13 protein-coding genes are annotated in these 17,711 nt (G+C 67.1%); 3 read left to right on the top strand and 10 right to left on the bottom strand.

Going from position 1 to position 17,711, the window contains the following annotated elements:
- Positions 1-43 precede the first annotated feature (43 nt).
- The 10 genes from tagF to IB269_RS08020 are packed head-to-tail and all read right to left on the bottom strand — an operon-like array spanning position 44 to position 13,979.
- Positions 44-748 (bottom strand): type VI secretion system-associated protein TagF, encoded by a 705-nt coding sequence (gene tagF, locus IB269_RS07975; protein ID WP_192366845.1) that lies wholly within the window; start codon positions 746-748, stop codon positions 44-46.
- Positions 730-4,386 (bottom strand): type VI secretion system membrane subunit TssM, encoded by a 3,657-nt coding sequence (gene tssM, locus IB269_RS07980; protein ID WP_192366846.1) that lies wholly within the window; start codon positions 4,384-4,386, stop codon positions 730-732. The genes tagF and tssM overlap by 19 nt, the downstream gene beginning before the upstream one ends.
- Positions 4,387-4,390: 4 nt before the next feature.
- Complete coding sequence (locus IB269_RS07985) at positions 4,391-5,722, bottom strand: DotU family type VI secretion system protein (protein ID WP_012205670.1); 1,332 nt, start codon at positions 5,720-5,722, stop codon at positions 4,391-4,393.
- Between the two features lie 21 nt (positions 5,723-5,743).
- Entirely contained in the window at positions 5,744-7,078 is a 1,335-nt protein-coding gene (gene tssK, locus IB269_RS07990) for a type VI secretion system baseplate subunit TssK (RefSeq protein WP_012205669.1), read from the bottom strand.
- Between the two features lie 17 nt (positions 7,079-7,095).
- Positions 7,096-7,686 carry a type VI secretion system lipoprotein TssJ gene (gene tssJ, locus IB269_RS07995; protein WP_065346972.1) on the bottom strand — a complete coding sequence of 197 codons (591 nt, stop codon included), beginning with the start codon at positions 7,684-7,686 and terminating at the stop codon, positions 7,096-7,098.
- A gap of 19 nt (positions 7,687-7,705) precedes the next feature.
- Complete coding sequence (locus IB269_RS08000) at positions 7,706-8,494, bottom strand: PP2C family protein-serine/threonine phosphatase (protein ID WP_192366847.1); 789 nt, start codon at positions 8,492-8,494, stop codon at positions 7,706-7,708.
- Positions 8,491-10,539: a type VI secretion system-associated FHA domain protein TagH gene (gene tagH / locus IB269_RS08005; protein WP_192366848.1), complete on the bottom strand. Its 2,049-nt coding sequence runs from the start codon at positions 10,537-10,539 to the stop codon at positions 8,491-8,493. Before tagH ends, IB269_RS08000 begins: the two co-directional genes overlap by 4 nt.
- Positions 10,540-10,581: 42 nt before the next feature.
- Positions 10,582-11,076, bottom strand: coding sequence for a TssQ family T6SS-associated lipoprotein (locus tag IB269_RS08010; RefSeq protein ID WP_012205665.1), 495 nt, complete (start codon positions 11,074-11,076; stop codon positions 10,582-10,584).
- Between the two features lie 8 nt (positions 11,077-11,084).
- Positions 11,085-11,873, bottom strand: coding sequence for a PEGA domain-containing protein (locus tag IB269_RS08015; protein ID WP_192366849.1), 789 nt, complete (start codon positions 11,871-11,873; stop codon positions 11,085-11,087).
- Positions 11,874-11,882: 9 nt separating this feature from the next.
- Positions 11,883-13,979, bottom strand: coding sequence for a serine/threonine protein kinase (locus IB269_RS08020; RefSeq protein WP_192366850.1), 2,097 nt, complete (start codon positions 13,977-13,979; stop codon positions 11,883-11,885).
- A gap of 615 nt (positions 13,980-14,594) precedes the next feature.
- Here IB269_RS08020 and IB269_RS08025 point away from each other — a divergent pair.
- From IB269_RS08025 to fliD, 3 genes are all read left to right on the top strand, one after another.
- Positions 14,595-15,077 carry an Hcp family type VI secretion system effector gene (locus IB269_RS08025; RefSeq protein ID WP_013802370.1) on the top strand — a complete coding sequence of 161 codons (483 nt, stop codon included), beginning with the start codon at positions 14,595-14,597 and terminating at the stop codon, positions 15,075-15,077.
- An 814-nt stretch (positions 15,078-15,891) separates the two neighbouring features.
- A complete protein-coding gene (locus tag IB269_RS08030; RefSeq protein ID WP_013802371.1) occupies positions 15,892-16,629 on the top strand; it encodes a GntR family transcriptional regulator in 738 nt (245 codons plus the stop codon).
- Positions 16,630-16,852: 223 nt separating this feature from the next.
- Complete coding sequence (gene fliD / locus IB269_RS08035; RefSeq protein WP_192366851.1) at positions 16,853-17,680, top strand: flagellar filament capping protein FliD; 828 nt, start codon at positions 16,853-16,855, stop codon at positions 17,678-17,680.
- Positions 17,681-17,711: the final 31 nt, after the last annotated feature.

A 17,711-nucleotide genomic window follows, 5' to 3' on the forward strand; every position in this document is an offset into this window, starting at 1 on the left:
GGTGTTGCTTGGGTATGGAGTGGACGGTGCGATCTGGACGAACTCAGGCACCCTTGAAGAGCCGGGTGAACAGGCGGCGGTGCAGCACTTCGTGCTGGACCACTTCGTCAGGGGCGTGGCGGGGCGTGGCCGAGATCCACCAGACGGAGGTGGTGGAGCCCGGGCGCATGCAGGCGCGCCAGTCCATGCGGGGCAGGCGCGCGGCGTTGCCTTGCGAGGCGCCCATGTCAAGGTCGGCCAGCAGGCTGTGGATGGAGGTGCTTTCGGACGCGCGGCCGTCCTGCTGGAACGGCCATTGCAGGGTGGCCAGCCGCTCATCGAGCTGCTGGGCCGACAGGGGCAGGCGCCGGGCGTCGATGAGCGCATCACGGGCGCCGCTCAGAAAGCGTTCGATGTCCTGGTCCGACGCCGGCATGCCGGAGCTGCCGTCCACCGTGGCCATGATGGCCAGCGGAAAGAGCCGGCCGATGCGGTCGGAGCTGGGTCCGATCACGCCCACCATGGGCTGGCCCAGGATGGATGCGGGGCACAGGAAGAACCACAGCGGCGAGTGCACGAAGCGCGTGGACCAGTTGTCGGCCGCATCGCTGCGCAGCTGGTCCATGCCGTTGCGCAGCCACTCGTCCCAGCGCATGGTCAGTGCGTGGGGCATGCGCCGGCCGACGAAATCGCCCTGGCTTGGCAGCTTGCCCCACCAGGCGGCGCAGGGTCGCTGGAGGGTCATGGCGTTCACAGCCGGTCCGGACATTCGAATTCCTCCATGGCCTTGAGCCGGAATGGGTTGAGGACGCTGCTGGTGGTGACTTCCATGCGCAGCTTGCGTCCGTCGATGGTGAAGATGGCCGTGAAACGCTCGGGCGAGTTGCCCGGCAGGATCTGGGCACGGTCGAACAGGCGGTGCAGCGCCCAGGGGCCTTCGGTCACGATGCCGGTGTTCTGGGCGCCGGCGGCCGTGATCTGCAGGCGGGCCTGGCCGGTGCCGCGCGTGCCGGGCCAGGAGACGGCCTTGGGGATTTGCGGGCCGTGCTGGTAGCGCACGATTTCGCCGTCCACGTCCAGCACCATCTGGGAGATGGAGGCGTCCATGTCCAGCGGCTTGATCTCCAGCCGGATGCCGGGCGTGTTGCCGCCTGCGCGGAAGAACACGTCGCGGATGGAGGCCGCGCGCTGGAAGGCTGCCAGCGAGGCAGAGCCTCCTACCGGCGTGCCGTCCACACCCTGCTTGAAGGTCCAGGGCACGGTGGAGATGTCCACCATGGTCTGCAGCTGGGTGCGGAAGAACTCGTCCATGGTGCCGCCGGTGGCGAACAGGCGGGCGAAGTCGTCCGTGGTCACGTCGCGCGTGGCGCTGCGCGTGAAGGGGTAGCGGCCCAGGATGGCACGGCGGCAGAAGTCGCCGATGGTGGCGTTGAGGTTGCCGCCCAGCGTGCTGCGCACGCTGCTTCCCACGAAGGACGAGGTGGACGTGGCCAGGGCCTCGTACATGCTGTTGAGCGGAGGCGGCACGCGCTTGGCTTCCGAGCGCACCTTCTCCAGCGTGCCGCTGAGCGAGGGAGGCACGCCGCCGCCCTGGATCACCTGCTGGCGCGCCGAGGCGATGACGGCCGCCGCCTCGTTGAGCACCTGCAGGCTGGCGGTGATGGGCGCCGGGCCCGAGCCGTTGCTGGTGGCAAGGCGCCGGTATTCGCGGAAGCGGAAGTCCACGATGTCGGCTTCCAGCGTGCCCGTGGCCAGCATGCCGCCCACGTTCAGCGGCTTGCCGGTCAGGCGGCTGAGCTGGTGCTGTTCCTCGCGGATGCGCTGCAGTTTCTCGCCCAGCCAGCTGCTGGTGCTGCCCGAGCTGCCGCCTTCCTGCTGGTCCGGGCGGCGGGCCAGCGTGGTCTCGCGGGCCACGGCGCGGATGAACTGCTCCAGGCTGGAGTTGGCGGACGAGTACAGGCGGGCCTGCTCGCCGGCCTGCTCCAGCGAGGCCGTGCGTATGGGGCGGATGTCGGCCAGGAAGGTTTCCCACAGGCGCGCGTACTCCATCAGGTACAGGCGCTTGACCTCGTTGGCCAGCTGGCCCGTCAGCACTTCCTGGGCCACGCTGCGCCGGCCTTTGGCCTGGCCCAGCACCCAGGTTTCCTCCTTGGCCAGCAAGGTGGTGACCTTGGGCAGCTCATGCAGGAAGAGGCCGTGGTAGCCGTCATAGGTGAACAGGCCGCTGATGCCCTGGGTGAGCGGCTTGCCGCTGGCACGCGCAAAGACCTGGGGCGCCTCGGGACCGCTGGCACGCACCACGCTGAAGTCGGGCGGCAGCTTGTCGCCGGTGTTCAGCAGCTGCTTGAGGCGGCTGTAGGCGCGCTGGGCGGGCGACATCTGGGCCAGGCGCTGGCGCACTTCGGCGACCAAGGTGGCGTCGATGGGCTGGGCGGAAACCACCACGCGGCCGTCGATGAGGCGGTCCAGGTGCTCGGACAGCTGGTCCACCAGGCCGGCCTGCACCAGATGCTGGGGCAGGGTGTTTTCCCAATCGCTGCGCAGCCAGGCCTTGACGAAGGTGGCGTCGAAGTGGTCGGGCTCATAGAGCATGAGATAGGCCTTGAGCGTTTCGTAGCTGGCCTCGGGGCTGCCGGTGCTGACCTGGCGCAGCGAGCGCGCGACATGGCTGCTCAGGCGCGGCAGCCAGGCGTCTTCCAGCAGGCGCAGGTAGGTGGCGTGGGCGGCCGTCTGCACCTTGGGCACCTGCAGCAGGCCCCAGCGCCAGCCCAGCGGGGCCGATTCCTCGAAGCGGCTGCTCTGCGCCACGCGCGCCGCATGGTTGAGCATGGGCACCAGGGCGACCACGTTGTCGGGGTCGGTGGCCTTGGATTCCTCCACGGCCTGGCGCAGCGTGCCGGCGTTGTCGGCCACTTCGTTCAGGTAGCGCTGGTTGTTCTCGTAGCTCAGCGTCCAGGCCAGGGCCGCGCCGCCCAGGGCCAGCAGCAGCGCGCACAGGCCGGCGGCCTGCATCAGGCGCAGCTGGCGCTCTTTCTTGGCGTTGCGCCCGGTCAGGCCGGACTCGTTGAACATCACGTCCTTGAACAGCGACTCCAGGAAGTAGCTGCGGCCCTGCTGCGGCACATCATCGGCCGGCAGGCGGCCACGCAGCGCAAAGCGGCGCGACAGGGCCGACATCACGCGGTCGAAGGGCATGCCCTCCTGCGTGCCGCTGGTGAAGTAGACGCCGCGCAGCAGCGGCTTTTCCTTGAAGCGCGAGGCGGAGAACGCCGCATCCAGCGTGTCGCGCACCACGTCCTTGAGGCCGGCAAACTGCTGGGGCAGTGCGTAGAGCAGGCTGCGGCGCGCAAGGTCGGGCTCGGTCATCAGCCGCTGGGGCAGCAGGCGGTTGATCTGGGCGACCAGGGCGTCGAACTCCTCCATGTACAGGGCGCTGGCGGCCTGCGGGTCGCTGGCGGGCGAGCGCTGGGTCTTTTCGTCATAGGGATAGGTGAAACCCCAGACCTGGGCGCGCTCCTCGCGGCTCATGGCCCCGAAGAACTCGTTGAAGCCCGCCAGCAGGTCGCTCTTGGTGACCAGGACGTAGACGGGGAAGCGGATGGTCAGCTCCTCGCACAGCTCGCTCAGGCGCAGGCCGATCAGCTGGGCCAGCTGCGCGCGCTCGGCGTCGCTGGCACTGAGCAGTTCCTGCACGCTGAGCGTGACGATCACGCCGTTGACGGGCTGGCGTCCGCGAAAGCGCTTGAGCAGCTGCATGAAGCCCTTCCAGGCTGCCTTGTCCTGCTCCGCATCGCTTTCCTGGGTGGTGTAGCGGCCGGCCGTGTCCAGCAGCACGGCCTGGTCGGTGAACCACCAGTCGCAGTTGCGCGTGCCGCCTATGCCGGGGATGGCACGCTTGCCGAACTGGGCCGCCAGCGGGAAGTCCAGCCCCGAGTTGATCAGGGCCGTGGTCTTGCCCGAGCCCGGCGAGCCGATGATCAGGTACCAGGGCAACTGGTAGATGTAGCGCTTGTTCCAGCGGCCGAACAGGCCGCCTTCGGTCTGGCCGAAGCGGGTCTTGCTCAGCGTGTCCAGGGCTTCCTTGAAGCGCGACTCCAGCTCGGCCACCTCTTCGGAGCCTGCTGCGGGCGTGCCGTCCGCCTCGCGCGGCGAGGTCAGGCGGGCCAGGCCGGTCATGAGGTGCTCGTTCATGCGCTGTGCGCGCCACCAGCGCAGCAGCAGGCGCAGGAACCAGAGGATGAACAGGCCGGCAATGATCCACCAGCGCACGGTGGGGCTGCCCAGCGGCTGGTAGGGCTGGATGAAGACGAGCGGGCCGACGAACCAGATGAGCAGGCTCAGGGCCACCAGGCCCAGAAGCTCCAGCATGTAGCGGTTGAACAGCCATGAGGCGATGCGACGGATCATGGGATCAGTTCCTGGTCTCGGGTGCGGCAGGCAGGGCCTGCAGTTGCTGGTCACGTTGCTGGGGCGCGACCAGCAGGACGATTTCCACCCGCCGGTTCAGCGCCCGGCCTTCTGCCGTGTTGTTGGGGGCGACGGGGTCGCTGTCGGCACGGCCCTCGGCATGCAGGCGCTGGCGGTCGCGCAGCGAGCCGCCCAGCATCTGGGACACGGCCTGGGCACGTTCCTGCGACAGGTTCCAGTTGGACGGGAAGCGCGCCGTGCGGATGGGCAGGTTGTCGGTGTAGCCGTTGACGACGACCTTGCCCGGCACTTCGTCCAGCGCCGCTGCCACGCGGTGGATGACCTGCACGTAGCGGGGCTTGACGACGGTGGCGGCCGGGTCGAACAGGCCGTCGCCGCGCAGGATGACGGTGCTGCGGTCGGCCTCGTCGCGCACGCTGACCAGGCCTTCGCGGATCTCGGGCTCCAGGAACTGGCGCAGCCGCGGCTTGAGCGTGGCGACGGTGGCGGCCGCCGAGGTGCGCGGGAAGCGGATCTCGTTGATGGCGGCGAACAGGTCGTCCGAACTGTTGGACAGCCGGTAGCTGAACCACAGGTAGATGAAGAACGCCAGCAGCAAGGTGATGGCAGCCGCCACCCACAGCGGCACCATGGCCCAGGGCGGCGAGGCCAGGCGCTGCACGCCACGCCAGTGCACGGACAGCAGGCTGCTGCGGTCGCCGCGCGTGGATTCGATGAGCTGCAGCAGGCGCGCCTTCAGCGTCTCCAGCTGGGCGCGGCCGTTGTCGATCACGCGGTAGCGGCCTTCAAAGCCCAGCATCACGCAGTAGTACAGCAGCTCGATCAGGTCGATGTGCTGGTGCGGCGTCTGCACCAGGCGGGCCAGCAGCTGGAAGAACTTCTCGCCGCCCCAGGTTTCGTTGTGCAGGGCGACCAGCAGGCTGTGCTTGGGCCAGACGCCGGCACTGCCCCAGGGCGTCTGGGCGGCGGTTTCGTCCAGCACCGTGCAGATGCAGTAGCGTGCACCGATGATGGTTTCCATGGGCACGCCGCTGGCGCCTGCGCGCTGCTCGAACTCGCGGATGTGCTCGAGCAGCAGTTGTTGCAGCGCGCGCGGGTCCTCGTTGGTGACCATGGCGCGGATCTGGGGGATGAGGTTCAGCAGCCGGTTGGCGGCGGCCACCAGCGGGTTGCCGCCGCTGACCACGTCGGGCAGGTTCGAGCGCAGCGGCTCCTGGCCGGCAGGCGCGGGCGCGGCGCTGGCCGCGCCTTCGGCACGGCCCGTGTCGGCGTCGCCGCCCCAGGGCATTTGGTGGCTGATGTTGGAACTGTTCATGTCGGAAGATGCGTCGCGCCGTCAGCGGCGGATGGCCCAGAACTCCAGTTGCAGGTCGGGGAATTCGCCGGAGACGTGCATGGCAAGGCCGCCGGAGCTTTGCAGCTGGTTCCACAGATCGTGCGTGGTGTCCACCTCGAAATAGTTGTAGCCCGCGTGGTAGGGAATCTCGCGCGGGGCAATGGGCAGCGGCCGCAGCGTGACGCCGGGCAGGTGCAGGTTCACCAGGTCGCGTATGCGCTCCACGGGGCCCAGCTTGGTCTGGGTGGGGAAGTGGGTGCGCAGGAATTCCGGCGTGGTCTGGGCATGGGCGGCCAGCACGAAGTCGCAGGTGGTGAGCAGTTCGGTGGACGGGATCAGCGCCACGCGCACGCCGTACTGGCGGTCGTGCAGCGGGATCTGGATGGCGTTTTGCTCCAGCACCGAGGACAGGCTGCGCCGCAGCTCCAGCATCAGCGGAGGGAAGCTGCGCCGCAGGTCGTCATGGTCGTAGGCGGGCAGCACCTCGGGGCGGCGGCGCTCGTGGTCGAAGGTGGTCAGCTCGGCGGCCAGGCGCAGCAGTTCCTCGAACAGGCGCTCGGGGTGGATGCTGGCGGTGCGCACCCAGTGCTGGGCCGCGCCCGTCCAGTGGTTGATGAGCTGCAGCAGCAGGAAGTCGCCGACCTCGCCGATGCCGCCGCGCTCGGGCTGGATCATGCGCTGGGCCAGTACTTCGCCGCGCTGGCGCAGCAGGCCGTGGATTTCCTTGCAGAAGGTGTTGAGCACCGAGCTGGGCCCGTTGTTGACCACGGTGGGGATGAAGCCGGGCTCCAGCAGCACGCCGCCGCTGGCCTGGCGCTCCACCACATGGGCCACGGGCAGGCTGACCCAGCCTTCGGTCAGCTCGTGGGCGGGGCGCAGGCTCAGGCGCAGCCGGCCCAGCTGCACCTCGGCGGGCTGGGCACCCACGTCGTTGCTGTCCGCCACTTCGGTCACGTCGCTGAGATAGCGCGCAGGGCTCTGGGAGCCTTCGCCAAAGGTCACTTCGCTGCCCGAGAAACGGCGCAGCGGCAGCGCCAGGTGGACCACCACGTCCTTGAAGTCCTTGCCGATGTCCAGCGGGGTGGGCGCCTCGTCGTCGCCCGGCAGCTGGAACGGCGTGCCGTCGGGCAGCACGCCGTGGGCAGAACGGATGCCCAGCTTGCCCATGCGCAGCAGATCGGTGTCCAGCTCCAGTTCCGAGAAGCCCCAGAAAAAGGGCTGCCCCGGCAGGCTGCGTGACTGCAGTTGCCGGAACAGGAAGCGCTCCTGCTGCTGGAAGTGCTGGGGCCGAAGGAACATGCCCTCGGCCCAGATGACTTTGCGTTGCCAGACCATGGTGGATAGATGTGCGTTTATTGGGATGCGGGTTGAATGCGGACGGTGACCTCTTCGCGGGTCAGGTGCACCTGGTAGCGCACTGGCTGCAGCTTTTCGGTGGAGCCCATGCCCCACCAGCGCCGGCGCAGCTCCACGGAGTTGGGCGCGACGGCCGAGGCGCGCCAGGTGCTGCGCTCCAGATCGCGGTAGGCGGCGAACAGGCCGAAGGCGCGCACATCGGGGTTGCCCTTGCGCTCAATCACCTGGCGCTGGCCGGGCGCGACCAGGAATTCCTCGCGCCGCACGAAGTCGCTGCCCAGCTGGCCGTCGTCCTTGTCCTGCAGGTCGAAGAAGCCGGCGCGGTCGAAGGCGGCGGAGGCGCGCAGCTCGTAGATGCGCAGCAGCACGGGCTTGGGAATGCCTTCACGGTCCGGGTTGATGTCCATGTCCGCCACCACTTCGAATATGGCGGTGGGCACGGCTGTGGGCGCCACTTCGGGCGCGCGGCTCAGGGGGTTGAGGGAGCCGCAGCCGGCCAGGCCGGTCACCACGGCCGTGCCCAGGCCCAAGGCGCCCAGCGTTTGCAGCGCCTGCCGGCGCCCCTGCGGTTCCTGTGATCTCCACATGGCTTCTCCTGTCTCGATGTCAGTCATTGGTTTCACGCGGGCAGATCCACACCGTCAGCGCGCTGAGGTTGTCCTGGTGCGGATTGCCGCTGGATACGACGCGGCCGACCATGCGCTGTATCCATTCGTCGGGGCGCTGGCTGGCGGCCAGCAACTGCTCCATTTCCGACTCGTGCATGCCTTCCCACAGGCCGTCCGAGCACAGCAGGAAGACATCGCCGGGCTCCAGGGCCACGGCGTCGGCGCGGATGCTGGGCGGCACCTGGCCCTCGGCGCCAATGGCGCCGGCCAGCACGTTGCGGTTGGGCAGGCGGCGCGGGTCGTTCTCCTCGTACAGGCCGGCGTGCAGCAACTGCTGGACCAGGCTGTGGTCTTCGGTGCGCAGGTGCATGCGGCCCGCGCGGAACCAGTACAGGCGCGAGTCGCCCCAGTGCGCCCACAGGGCACGGCCCTGCTCGGGATCGATGCACAGCACCACCACGGTGGCGCTCATGTGCATGCGCGAGACCGAGGTGGACTGCTGGCCGCTGACGCGGTGCTCCGCCTGGGAAATCAGGGAGGCCAGGCTGGCGGGGGCGAACAGCGGGTTCTGCCGGAAGCCATCCACCACGGCCTGCACGGTGAGCTGGGCGGCGAGTTCGCCATGCCCATGCCCGCCTGCGCCATCGGCCAGCGTGCAGCACAGGCCGCCGGCGCCCAGGTCCATCAGGCCCATGGCGTCTTCGTTGCTGGAGCGCCTGCCGCTGTGGGATGCGCTGGCCACCTGGATGCTGTAGCGGTGGCCGTCTCCGTCGAGGTAGGCGATCACGGCTGGCCTTTCACGGACTGCTCGGCGTTTTCGTAGGCCTCGACGAAGGTGCGGCCCGAGAAGGCCATCAGGTCGTCCTCGGCATGGCGGCGCAGCACGTCGAAGTTGTGCTTGTAGTCGTCCCACAGCGCGGCCTTGCGGCCATTGGTCAGCAGCTTGTCCAGCAGGCCGGGGTTGGTTTCGGTGCGGCGCTCCAGCTCGGTCGGATCGAACCGGGTCAGGGCCTCGGCATAGGCGGCGCGGATGCCGGCCATCAGGGCCAGCTGGTGCACATGCAGGTCCTGGAAGGCGTCCTGCATGGCGGGCAGCGGCTTCATGAAGCCCGGGAAGGTCTGGTGGACCATCTGCATGAGCACGCCCTCGGAATTGGGCAGGAACTTGAGCGGGTTGTTGGCCCCCGTGGCAATGATGGTCACGCCGGCGCGGAACTCGCGCTTGATCTCGGAGCGCGCGGCCAGCAGGTCGATGGTTCCCTGCACCGCAATGCGCAGGGCTTCGCCGAAAGTGCGCATGAATTCCGGTGTGACCTCGAAATGGGTCTTGGCCGGGTTCAGGCCTGCGCCCTCCATGAAGGCGGCGGCCAGTGCCTGCAGATCGGCGCTCGCGGCCGGCTGGGGCTGCACGGGAATATCGACAGGCGCGGCGGTGGAGGGCAGGGCGCCGATGGGGATGGCGGCGTCGCCCTGGCCGAGGATGCTGGAGGCCGCGGGGATATTGACGTTGATGCCTGTGTCAAGGGGGGCCGAGGTAGGGGCAACGGCAGCCCTGGCGACGGGCGCAACATGGGCAAGACCGGACTTGAAGAGGTCCAGATCCAGTCCATTGGTGGGCAGCAGACCGTCCAGCGCGGCCGGCTCGGCGGGGATCTGGGGCACGGGCGCCGGTGCAGGCGCAGCAACCGGAATGTCCTGTGCCCGTGCCTCTACCACCTGTACAGGAAGCTGCTCCTGCACTGCAGGAATCACGGTATCGATCACGGGCGGGAGTGCGTGCTGGGCCGGTGCTGCCGCCTCCTGCGGTGGCACCGGCTCTGCGGGCTGTGCATGCGATTGCATGCGCGGCAGATTGAAGGCCTGGCCCAGTTCGGAGCCCCGGCCCGAGGCCTGCTGCAGCGGCTGCGCATCGGGGGGCAGGCCACCCTGGTCGAACAGCGCAAGCGGGTCGAGCTTTTGGGATTGCTCGAAGCACGAAGGCAGGCCGGTATGGGAGGCATCATGCAAGGCCTCGGTGCTCAGGCCCTTGAGCGGCAGGGTGTGGACCATGCCGTCATGGCGCTGCTGTATCAGATCGCCCGTGCCTTGCGATGGCAGGCCGGCCCAGCCTTCCTCCTGCTGCCGAGCCTGCTGGGGCGGCGGAGCAAAGGGGTCGAAATCATTGGGGATCAGCAGGGGGCGATGCTGCGGCTTGGCGGGCTGCGGCATCGCCGGTGCAGCCTGCTCGGGCGGGATGGCGCTCTCGATCGAAGGCACGGCAGGGGTCTGGATGGCATCCAGGCTCAGTGCCGTCAGGCCTTCCCAGGGATCGGCGATGCCGGGGGCAGCGGCAGGCAATACGTCTGCCAGCGGCGCTGCTTCCGGCAGCGGGGGCTGTGCGGCGACGGGAGGCGGGACGATCTGGGGCTGCGGGGCGGCTGTGGCGGGTGGGGCCGCTGCCTGCGTTGCTTGCGCGGCTTGTGTGGCTTGCGCGTTTTGCATTGCAGCCGAAGGCGGTGCCTCGAAAGGCGTACCCGGCGCCACGGCGGCCAGGGTGTAGGCGCCGATACGGATGCGTGCACCCAGGGGCAGGCCCACTTCCTGGCCCGAACGCACGGGCTGCTCTGCCACCCAGATGGGATCACGCTCGCTCAGGTTCGCAACAAAGGCTCCCTCGGAATCCAGCCTGACCATGGCGTGCACGCGCGCGACGGAAGCGTCCGGGTCCGAGATGATGAGCTTGTTCTGGCCACTGCGTCCGATCGTGCCGCCGGCCATGCCGAATACGGCATGCCAGTGGCGATCGACCGGAACGCCATCGTGGTCCACGACCCTGAGTTCGATTTTGTCCATGGAGTCTTAGGCTAGGCAGTTTTCAGGAAGCGTCGGGATGCCTCAGGAGGCTTTGCGCGCGGGCGCAGGGCGCTTGTTGCGCAGCGCGGCACGGGCGTTGTTGAACTCCCGGCCCCAGATGGGATGGCCCTTTTCGGCCTCGGTCAGCTGGAAGGTGGGGTCCAGGGCCAGGGCCATGTCGAAGTGCTGGCGGCAGGGCTTGCGGCGGCCTTCCACGCAGTGGCTGAAGGCGATGTACTTCAGCGCCTTGACCTGGCTGCTCATGGGCAGTTCCTGTGCGGTGGACAGGGGCGTCAGCGCCGTGATGGCGTCCTCATAGCGGCCGTCCACATAGAGCTGGATGGCTTCGACCAGCTCCTGCTCCTTGATCACCACGGGGTCCACGGGCTTGACGGGCTCCGGAGGCTGGACCACGGTCGGGGCCGGCTCGGGCTCCACGGGCTTGGGCGCGGTTTCACACGCGGCCAGGCCGAAGGCGACGGCCAGGGCGAGGGTCAGGCGCTGGATGGAGTGAGGAATATTCAGGGTCATGGACATGGGCATGGTCAGCGGGCATCAAAGTCATGGGAAAGGGTCACCGACTGGCCGTCGGTGATGCGGATCACCTGCCGATAGCTCTCGAAGCCGGGATTGCGCAGCTCCACCGTGTGGGAGCCTGGCGCCAGCTTGAGCAGCACGACGGGAGGGGTGACGCCGGACGGCTTGCCGTTGATCAGCACATTCGCCCAGGGGCTGACCCTCAGGCGCAGGTTGTGATCTGTCCGTGGCGTCTCAGACCGTGCGGCCAGCGCGGCGGAGCGCGCTGGAGCAAGGCCGGGTGTCAGGGCGGTGATCGAGGTGACCACGCGGCTGTTCAGTGCAAAGCCACCGGCCGTGGGTGCCGCAGGCGCCGTGCGCAGCCGCTGCGCTGAAGGGCAGCGCTGGATCCAGCGGTCCTGGGCGCGGCTGTAGGCGTCCCGCCACGGCGTACCCGTGATTTCGTAGGCTTGCAGTGCAAAGCCCGGGTGTGCGGAGAACGCGGAATCGAAGGCCGCCTCGCAGCGCGCCCATTCCTTGTGCGTGCAATAGGTGTAGGCCAGGTACTTGTGGGCAGAGGCCCGCTCCATGGGATCGGCCAGCCCGCCAAACAGCGCAGCCTGCAGCGCACGCTCGGCCTGGGCCAGGTCGCGCGCCTCGAACAGCGCAATGCCCTGCGCCAGCTGCGGGCGTCCTGCCGAGCCGGTTTGGGCGGGCGCGGCCTCTTCGCATGCCGCCTGGGAATGCGCCAGGCAGGGCAGGCCGAGCACTGCAGTGCACAGCATCCATCGCCAGCGGTGGTTCATCAGTCGAGCCATGGGCCGCGCTCATTCGAAAAGATGGTTCACGGTCACCGACTCGCCCTTGGTGACCGTGATGGTCTTGGTCACCGTGGAGGCCGCACCCGGGTTGCTGATGTCGATGCGGTACTCGCCCTCTGGAAGCTCCATCTGGGTCAGCGGCGGGCTGGTCCGCGCAGGGGCGCGGTTCACGGAGACATAGCCCCAGGGCACGACCCTGAACACCACCTTGCCCGTGGCCGCTGCAGGCTTGACGGGGCGGGCCTCGGTCTTGGGCGGCTCGGTGGGCAACGGCTCGGACCCGGTGGCCACCGTGACGGGGACGACGGGCGTGCTCTGCTCGGGCTGCGAAGGGGCAATCTCGGGCAACGCGGCCTGCTGCTCGGGCGAGGTCATCGGCTGCACCTGCTCCGTGGAGGCCAGCGAGGCCTCGTTGAGCAATTGCTTGAGCAGCGCCTGGGCCTCGGTGCGGTGCTGTCCTTCGGGGAAGCTGTCCAGGTAGTCCTGCAGGCGGGCCAGGCTGGACTGGCTTTGCGCCTGCTGCCAGGCCAGGCTGTCGCGTGCTGCCAGGGTCTTGGCGCGTGCCTGGTCCTGGGAATGGTCGTACCACAGCACGCCGCCGCCTGCGATGGCAGCCAGCACCAGGGCGCCGATGGCCAACGGTACGGCCATGCTGCTGCGCCTGGCCTTGGGCGCAGCCTGGGCCCCCGCAGCTGGAGGCCGGGCAGCCGGAGGCTTGGCCTGGACGGCCGGCGCTGCGGCGGGCTGCTCGGGAACGGGTGCAGGTGGTGCAGCCGGAACCGGGGCCTGACCCGTAGCCTGAGGCGCCGGCATGCCTGGCAATGCCTGGTCGATGTCGATGAAAGGCCCGTTGCCCAGGCCCATCGGGTCGGCGGCAGAGGCCTGGGGTGCAGATGGGGGTGCCATCTGAGGCGTGGCCATGGCAGCAGGAGCGGGGACCGGCGATGCCGGGGCCACGGGTGGAACCGTTGCAACAGGCGGCACGGGCAGCGCAGGCGCCACAGGTGCCACAGGTGCCACCGGCATGACCGTCGCCACGGGCGCAACCTGCGGGGTGGGTGCGGGAACGTAGGTTTCCGTGATCGGCAGGAACCGGGGTGCCTGCGCGGATGCCGACTCACTGGCCATGGCGGCCTGAACGGCCGCAGGCGTCGTGATCGGGATGTAGATGGGGCTGGGGCTGGGCTCCACAGGCGCAGGCGCCGCCCGGTTTTCGGCAGACAGGCCCAGCAGGCTGCGCAGTTCGGCAATCGACTGGGGCCGGTCCTGCGGGCGCACGGCCAGGGCTTTTTGCATGCCCTGCAGGAAGGCGTCGGAGTAGCCGGGAACCTGCTCGGAAGTCAGCGGCTGCATGGGGTCCGTGACCATGCGCGCCACTGAGGTGGCAGGAGTGCGGCCCGTGGCGGCCTGGTGAATGAGGGCGCCGACCTGGTAGATGTCCGTCCACGCGCCCTGGGGCATGGCGCCGTCGTCCACGTACTGCTCGATGGGCGCAAAACCGGGCTTGAGCACCATGGTCAGCGCCTGGGTCATGTCGCCGATGATGCGGCGCGCGGCGCCGAAATCCAGCAGCACGGGGCTGCCATCGCGCTGCACGAAGATGTTGTCCGGCGCGATATCGCGGTGGAAGCAGTCCTGTGCATGCAGGACCTCCAGCACATCGAGCAGCGGGGCCAGCAGGGTGCTGAGCTGGGCTTGGTCGATGCGGCCCGACGATGCCTGCAGCACGCGGCCCAGCGTCTGGCCCTCGTAGTGGCGCATCACCATGTAGGCCGTGCCGCCGGCTTCAAAGAATCGGTAGACATGCACCAGGGTGGGGTGCGAGAAGCGCGCCAGCAGGCGGGCCTCGTTGATGAAGCTGCGCAGCCCGGCGTCGAACGCGCCACGGTGCTGCGAGCGCACATGCACCTGATGGGAGCTTTGCCGCCCGGCCAGGGCCGAAGGCATGTACTCCTTGATCGCGACCTCGCGGTCCAGCGAGAGGTCACGGGCCTTGTAGACGATGCCGAAACCGCCTTCGCCGATGACATCGAGCACGCGGTATTCGCCAATCTGGACACCTGCCGGAAGGCAGTTGGTCGAACATGCTGCTTCGCTATCCATGCAATCCCACCCAAGATGTTGTTTCACACCCTGGCGGGCGATGTCTGTCGCGCAGCCAGGGTGCCGAACCTGTTCGAGGCCATTGGACAAGGAGAAAGCCGGCATCACACCGGCAATCTGTCTCTGTAAACCGTTGGTTTTCCTCAATCAGCCTATTGTCTGAAGCCAGGGGCCAAAGACGAGCGTCATGGATTCGTCATGAATACAAGATCGTATTTCAATCGGACTCCGAATGCGGCGTGAGTGTAGCTTGAGTTCCGCAAAAAGCCATGACACGAATCGAATGGATATGAGGTGGATACATTTTTTTTCAGATGTATCCGCCGTAACAATTCAGTCTGCTCAATTGTTTGTATTTTGCCGGCCTTATCCACTATCATCGCGGCTCCAACAAAGGAGGGCGGTTCACGACAGTGAGGATTGCAGGCGATTGTCAATACATTCCTTGACCATCCAGGGTATGCGCCGCACTGATCTGAATCACGTGTTAAGTGAATCGGTTTCGTGCGCTCTACCCGAGAGTGGTTTCCCCTTTGTTCGCGTGTGAACTATCCGATGCAATCAGGCTATTGGGTTGCATGCGAACGTTTAATCCATTAGTTCGAGAGGTGTGCAATGTCCGTTGATATGTTCATGAAGGTCGAGGGCGCCAGTGGCGAGTCCCAGGATTCCAACCACAAGGGCTGGACCGACATCGACTCCTTCACCTGGGGTGCTACCCAGCCCAACACCATGTCCAGCGGCGGTGGTGCCGGCGCCGGCAAGGTGAGCTTCCATGACCTGAACGTCATCGCCAAGGTGGACAAGTGCTACCCCGCCGTGCTCAAGCACTGCGCCACGGGCAAGCACCTGGGCCAGGTCGACATCTCGCTGTGCAAGGCCGGCGGCTCGCAGATCGAGTTCACCAAGATCACCCTGACCGACGTCATGGTGACGAACGTGACCGTCAGCGGCGCCAACTCCTCTGACACCGTGACCGTGAACTACTCGTTCCAGGCTGCCAAGGTCAAGACCCAGTACTGGGAACAGACCAACCAGGGCGGCAAGGGCGCCGAGAGCCAGATGGGCTTCAACATCAAGGAAAACCGCGAAGCCTGAGCTTCCTCCCGCAGCTGTGCTGCTGCGGCAACCCGCGTCGGACTCGTCTGGCGCGGGTGTTGCCGTGGACGTGCGGGAATATGGCCTCCATCTATCGATGGAGGCTTTTCAGTATGGAAAGCCGAAATCAGGCCGTTGGGGGAATATTGGAGAGACGTGCCTTGAGGCCGCGTGGGTAACCGCGTGCCTGGCTGGTTTTTGTTTCATTTTTTTGACGTGGGCCAGCTTTCCATTCCTGTCAAAAGCTGAATGTCGTTCGGCTTGTCAATCTTTGACAAACACGAAAACCCATGGCCGCGGGCATGGGGAATCGACTTGCTCGCTGCACTATCGATGTGCGGAAAATTTCTGATAAAAATGGATTGCCGTGGATATGCGCAGGATTACCGCGCGTGGGCTCCTGTGTCTATTGATCAGGCACATTGAATGCCTGGTGCCGGGGCCTGCGAACCGTTGTGGTGCGTTTGGCCTGTACTGCGGCGAGTGGCGGAGCATACACGAACATCGAACGTTGTCGAGAATATTTTTGCCGGTCCAATTATTAAAACGCAATTCGTTTCTTTAATAAATTCCACTGCCAACTTGTGTACAAGAAAGAGTACTAAATGCGTGAATGGACCATTGCCCATTGCCGGCGTGCAAATCCGTCAGAGAGATTGCAGCAGCAATCGGCGTATACCCTGTCACCGGCCGCAAATCTGCCCGTTGCCGCAGGCATGGCGTCGCTCTTTTCCACCGCCTTGAGCCGGGTCCTGGCTGGCCTTGGCTGTCGCCAACGGCAGGGACGGTGTTCTCCAACCGGCATGGCAGTCGCATGAGCATCGCGGTTGCCTCCCCGCCCGTGTGCGAGACGCGCCAGGGGCCTGCAAGCAGCGCGCATTCGCTGGCCGCGCAGATCTACGCTTGCCTGAAGAACGACATCTTCGACTTCCGCCTGCTGCCCGGCGACCGCTTCAGCGAGGGCGAAATCGCCACGCGCATGCAGGTCAGCCGCACGCCTGTGCGCCAGGCGCTGTTCTGGTTGCAGCGCGATGGCTATGTCGATGTGCATTTCAAGAGCGGGTGGCAGATCAAGGCCTTCGACTTCAAGTACTTCGAGGATCTCTACGAGGTGCGAACCCTGATGGAGACCAGCGCCGTGGCCAGCCTGGTGGGCGAATCGCTGAAGTCATTGCAGCCGTTGCGCGAAGTCTGGTGCGTGCCCGAGGAGCAGCGCGAGACCGACCCCGCCGTGGTGGCCTCGCTGGACGAGGCCTTCCATACCGGCCTGGTGGCCGCGACCGGCAACCAGGAGATGGCGCGCATCCACCTGGACATCACCGAGCGCATCCGCATCATCCGGCGCCTGGATGTCATCAAGCTGCCGCGGGTCTCGGCTACCTATGACGACCATGCCGCCATCCTCGCGGCCATCGAGGCTGGCGATGCGGCGCGGGCCCAGTCCTGCCTGAGGGAGCACATCGCCGACAGCCGGGCCGAGGTCAAGCGCATCACGTTCTACATGCTGCAAACGGCGCGCGAGCGCTATGGCGCCCTGACGCAGATGGCCTGAGGGCTGCAATGTGTTGCTGGAGGGCCTCTTCGGAGGCCCTTTTTCATGGCCGGGCCGCTGCGGGAAGGCGGCGGACATTCGTTCCGGCGCAGCAAAGCCTTCAAGTCGTGGGCAAGGGGCCTGCTTTTCCCCGCATCGCTGCGGCGGCGTCCCGGTAGTCTTCCTGCCAAACCGTGGACGGGCCTCGCGCCCGCGCCATCTGCCAACTCACAGGGAAGAGAACATGAGCATCAGAACCGACAACCTGAACGTGCAAAGCCTGCTGGCCCGCGCCCAATCCAAGCTCAACAGCACGACGCAGGCGGCTTCGGATTCGGCCGGCAAGAAGAGCGCTGCGGAGACCAGCGCCACCAAGACGGACAGCACCAAGGCGGAGACCACCGAAGCGGAGAAGGTCCGCAAGCTGGCGCCGTCGCTGACCAAGGCGCACGAGCGCATTGCGGCCCAGGCCCAGGCGGGATCGACCTCGCTGTCGGCGTTGGGGCAGTTCAAGTCATCCCTGGTGGACCTGGCCTCGGCGGGCAAGGATGTGGCCGCGCTCTCGGCCACCAGCACCACCCAGTCGGTGCAAGGCGCGCTGGAAAAGCTGGTGGCGCGCTATAACTCCAGCGTTGCCAAGGGCAGCGTGAGCGCGGCGGCCGGTTCTTCCACCGATGTGGGTGCCACCCGCGCCCTGCGCGAGTTGCGCTCGGCCATCATGAGTGTCACGGGCAGCGCGACTGCGCCCAGCCTGGGCAAGCTCGGCATCGTCCAGCGCCAGGACGGCACGCTGGCGGTGGATGCCAAGGCCCTGGAAAAGTCCATGGCCGCCGATGCCGCCGGCGTGACCTCGGCCCTGGCCGGCATTGGCAAGGCGGTGGAGAGCAGCGCCAACTCTGCGCTGTCCACGGGCAGCCGCCTCAGCTCGTCCATGGCCAGTCTGGGTGACCGGGTCAAGACGCTGCAGCAGCAGCAAAGTGCGGTGGTTGCCACGGCCGAGAAGCTGGGCGATTCCCTGGTCGGTTCGGCCAACTGGAACCGCATGGTGCTGGACGCCTACCTCAAGAACTGATTTCAGCACCATCCCGCCCTGCATCCTGCTC

The sequence above is a fragment of the Delftia sp. DLF01 genome, from assembly GCF_014852125.1.
Taxonomy (GTDB): domain Bacteria; phylum Pseudomonadota; class Gammaproteobacteria; order Burkholderiales; family Burkholderiaceae_C; genus Comamonas; species Comamonas acidovorans.

Excerpts from the sequence above, each read along its gene's own strand:
- tagF (WP_192366845.1), bottom strand. The coding sequence starts at position 748 with ATGTCCGGACCGGCTGTGAACGCCATGACCCTCCAGCGACCCTGCGCC.
- tssM (WP_192366846.1), bottom strand. The coding sequence starts at position 4,386 with ATGATCCGTCGCATCGCCTCATGGCTGTTCAACCGCTACATGCTGGAG.
- IB269_RS07985 (WP_012205670.1), bottom strand. The coding sequence starts at position 5,722 with ATGAACAGTTCCAACATCAGCCACCAAATGCCCTGGGGCGGCGACGCC.
- tssK (WP_012205669.1), bottom strand. The coding sequence starts at position 7,078 with ATGGTCTGGCAACGCAAAGTCATCTGGGCCGAGGGCATGTTCCTTCGG.
- tssJ (WP_065346972.1), bottom strand. The coding sequence starts at position 7,686 with ATGTGGAGATCACAGGAACCGCAGGGGCGCCGGCAGGCGCTGCAAACG.
- tagH (WP_192366848.1), bottom strand. The coding sequence starts at position 10,539 with ATGGACAAAATCGAACTCAGGGTCGTGGACCACGATGGCGTTCCGGTC.
- IB269_RS08010 (WP_012205665.1), bottom strand. The coding sequence starts at position 11,076 with ATGTCCATGACCCTGAATATTCCTCACTCCATCCAGCGCCTGACCCTC.
- IB269_RS08015 (WP_192366849.1), bottom strand. The coding sequence starts at position 11,873 with ATGGCTCGACTGATGAACCACCGCTGGCGATGGATGCTGTGCACTGCA.
- IB269_RS08020 (WP_192366850.1), bottom strand. The coding sequence starts at position 13,979 with ATGGATAGCGAAGCAGCATGTTCGACCAACTGCCTTCCGGCAGGTGTC.
- IB269_RS08025 (WP_013802370.1), top strand. The coding sequence starts at position 14,595 with ATGTCCGTTGATATGTTCATGAAGGTCGAGGGCGCCAGTGGCGAGTCC.
- IB269_RS08030 (WP_013802371.1), top strand. The coding sequence starts at position 15,892 with ATGAGCATCGCGGTTGCCTCCCCGCCCGTGTGCGAGACGCGCCAGGGG.
- fliD (WP_192366851.1), top strand. The coding sequence starts at position 16,853 with ATGAGCATCAGAACCGACAACCTGAACGTGCAAAGCCTGCTGGCCCGC.